We start from the raw sequence: 3,275 nt of genomic DNA on the forward strand, positions 1-3,275 counted from the left end.
GAGCTATCGCGGGTCGTTTCGGCAACAAGGTCGGGGGTGATTCTTACCCGTTGATTGGCCGGAATAGACAGAGACATACCTTTGATATCGATCATAACCGAGGAGTTCTCAGCAGTGATAATAACATCACCAACCGACAGCTCGTCCCCCAACGATAATGCCCCAATTGAACCATCTTCTAAAACAATCCCAGCTGAGCCTTGAATGTCTATGATCAGTAATTGATTTGCGTCCATTTTGCTGCCTTTAATCAAGAGTTATACCTTTGTATTACTCAAATTTAGGACATCACAGCCAAAAGGATACTGGACTAAAGTACAGGTTTTGAATTTTTAAAATTGTATTAAAAGATTAAAAAACTGGTAGAAATTAATTTTTGTGCTTTATCAAAGTTCTATTTGCACAAATTGATTTCGTTGTCTAAAACTAAATTTAATTGCCCATAAATTTGGATCTAAGAGGACGAAATGGCTAAGAAAACTAACTTTACCGGTACTAGATTTACAACTCTAATTGGTTTGGTTTTAGCTGCAAATGGATTTACCCCCAATCTTTATGCAGAACAAACTTCGATCATGCCTTTAACTTATGTAGCCGACAAAGCGATTGCGAGCAACCCAGAAGTTCAGCAAGCTTGGCATGCTTTTAAAGCATCTGTTTATGGCATTGACGCAGCACAATCTGGGTATTTACCGACCCTAGACGCATCAATCAGTGCCGGCTATGAAAAGCGCAACTACGGCGTAGAAGATGAATACAATCGAAATACGGCAGAGTTAACATTACGACAAATGCTCTATGATGGTTTCCAAACATCTAATACAGTTAAACGCTTTGAGCGAATTCAGCTCATTCGCTATTTTGAAATGCTCTCCCAAGCAGAGCAAACCGCCCTGCAAGCAAGCGTTGCCTACCTTGATGTACAGAAGTTCACCACGTTAGTTGAGCTGGCACAAAAAAATCTTCAAGAGCATGAATCGGTTTATCAGCAAATTGAGCAAAGTGTTGGTGCTGGAGTTGCAAGAGCTGCCGATCTTGAACAGATCAGCGGCCGCCTATCACTTGCACAATCAAATGTAATGACTGAATACGCAAATCTCCATGATGTTAGCGCACGCTACTTACGCATAGTCGGCGAACTTCCTCAGCAAGGCACCGTGGCTGCAAAATTAAATGAAGACAGCATCCCCATTTCGATTAATCAAGCTCTTGATATTGCCTATAAAAACAGCCCAAATTTTTATGCATCGCTCTACAATATTGAAGCGCAGCAAGCAAATGCCCAATCGCAGAAATCCGCCTTTCATCCAAAGGTTGATTTATCCGCCCGATATGGCTCCCAAGATCGCGATGAACTTGGTTTTAATCAAACCCGTACCGAAGCCCGGGTTGGGATTGATGTACGTTACAATCTCTATAACGGGGGCCTCGATAGCGCTAATTTAGAACAAGCTTATCAAGAAGTTAATATTGCAAAATACCAGCGAGATCAATCCTGTATCGAAATTCGTCAAAATCTGCAAGTTGCTTATAACAATGTCAAAGTACTTGAAAGTAAATTACCAGCCCTTGACCAGCATCGCCGCTCATCAGACAAAGTAAAAGTTGCCTATAAAGATCAATTTGATATTGGTCAACGCACGTTATTAGATGTGTTGGATGCAGAAAACGAGTCATTCCAGTCAAACCGTTCCTATACAGCAGCACTTTATGAACGTCAAAGTGCCATATTAGCGATGCTAGCAGAAATGGGAAAACTACTTCCGACACTTAATGTAAGCTCAGACAAATTCCCGAAAATCACTGAATTAACAGATGATACTATTGCCCATAATGCCGAGTTTATCTGCCCTAAATACGATGTTGCAGCAACAATCAATCGGCAAGCATTTTTGCAAAAAAAAGCCCAACAAGATAACGCCTATATGAGCATGACTGCGATGCCCAGTTATCTCAATGCACCGACCTTAAATAGCAGTACATTTAGTGATGATGATAATGACGGTGTTGCCAACGAACAAGATGATTGCCCTTCGACCCCAACCTTGACTGAAGTAGATGAAAAAGGCTGCACTAAATACAACAGTAATACTAGTAACGTCGAGATCGGTATTCCGTTCGTGGCTGATTCAAGTGTTGTGCGCCCTGAGTATTTGCAAGAAATCGCACGCCTCGCTGATTTTTTAAAATCACACCCATCTAAAAATGTTGAAATACAAGGGCATGCTTCACTCGAAGGGCCTGCTCTTTACAATAAAAAACTATCAGAAAAACGAGCATTCTCCGTGGCTGAAATTTTAATTCAGCAATACGGTGTTGCCCCTAAACGGGTTAAGTCACTCGGTTATGGAGTAGATAAACCAAGAATTAATGAGATCTCTGTTCGAGCTAACGCCGCTAACCGCCGTATTGAAGCTGTGATCACAGACACAGAAACTGGCAATAGCTTTGTTGCGGCAAGTTATTAATCTGAACTAGTTAAACAATATAAAGTGATATTGGAAGCTATATGGAAATAGATGATGAAATCGGTCATGGTGGTATTTTAGTCGACTGCTTAGCAATTTTATGCCACTACCATGATCGTGAATTTTCCCGCGAAACCTTGCTAAATGGACTTCCTCTTGAGCAAGGTAATCTTACTCCTTCTGGTTTTTCAAGGGCTGCAAAACGCATTGGTTTTAAAACTAAAGTTGTAAATAAACAACTTATTAAAATCAATACGGCATTATTACCCGCTATTTTACTACTAGAAAATAATCAAGCCTGTGTGATCACTGCACTGGATCTGCAATTACACACCGTAGAAGTTATTTACCCTGAACTCAGCGATTCGGCAGTAACCTTACAAATTACAGATCTGAGCAAAAATGCCACTGATATTGTTATTTATACACGTCCTGAATTCACCTTTGATGCCCGCTCGCCAGTGCTGCAAAAACTATCTAAAGACGGCTGGTTTTGGGGCGTGATAAAAGAATGTCGATCCTTGTATAAAGACGTGATTATTTCAGCCATTGCACTAGGCGTACTTTCAATTGCGATGCCATTATTTGTTATGAACGTGTATGATCGAGTGGTACCAAATCAAGCTGTTGAAACACTATGGGTATTAGCCATTGGCGTATTAATCGCGCTGACCGCCGACTTCATTTTAAGGTTATTACGCAGCTATTTTGTCGACCTCGCACCAAGTCGTATCACCGTAAAAGTCTCCGCAGTTATTTTGGAGCGGTTACTGGGTATGAAGTTAAAAAACCGCCTTACACCGGCGG

3 protein-coding genes are annotated in these 3,275 nt (G+C 41.1%); 2 read left to right on the forward strand and 1 reads right to left on the reverse strand.

The features are described 5' to 3' along the window. The coding region (locus H5232_RS22640; protein WP_182831574.1) for a hypothetical protein at positions 1-236 on the reverse strand (236 nt) is incomplete at its 3' end. 231 nt (positions 237-467) lie between these two features. Between H5232_RS22640 and H5232_RS22645 the strand changes: the two genes are divergently transcribed. Then, positions 468-2,468, forward strand: coding sequence for a TolC family outer membrane protein (locus H5232_RS22645; protein WP_182740705.1), 2,001 nt, complete (start codon positions 468-470; stop codon positions 2,466-2,468). A gap of 41 nt (positions 2,469-2,509) precedes the next feature. Beyond that, the coding region (locus tag H5232_RS22650; RefSeq protein ID WP_259400185.1) for a cysteine peptidase family C39 domain-containing protein at positions 2,510-3,275 on the forward strand (766 nt) is incomplete at its 3' end.

It is taken from the genome of Pseudoalteromonas sp. SG41-5 (genome assembly GCF_014164495.1).
Classification (GTDB): Bacteria; Pseudomonadota; Gammaproteobacteria; order Enterobacterales; family Alteromonadaceae; genus Pseudoalteromonas; species Pseudoalteromonas rhizosphaerae.

Bases quoted from the DNA above. Each gene is read 5' to 3' on its own strand.
- H5232_RS22645 (WP_182740705.1), top strand. From the start codon at position 468: ATGGCTAAGAAAACTAACTTTACCGGTACTAGATTTACAACTCTAATT.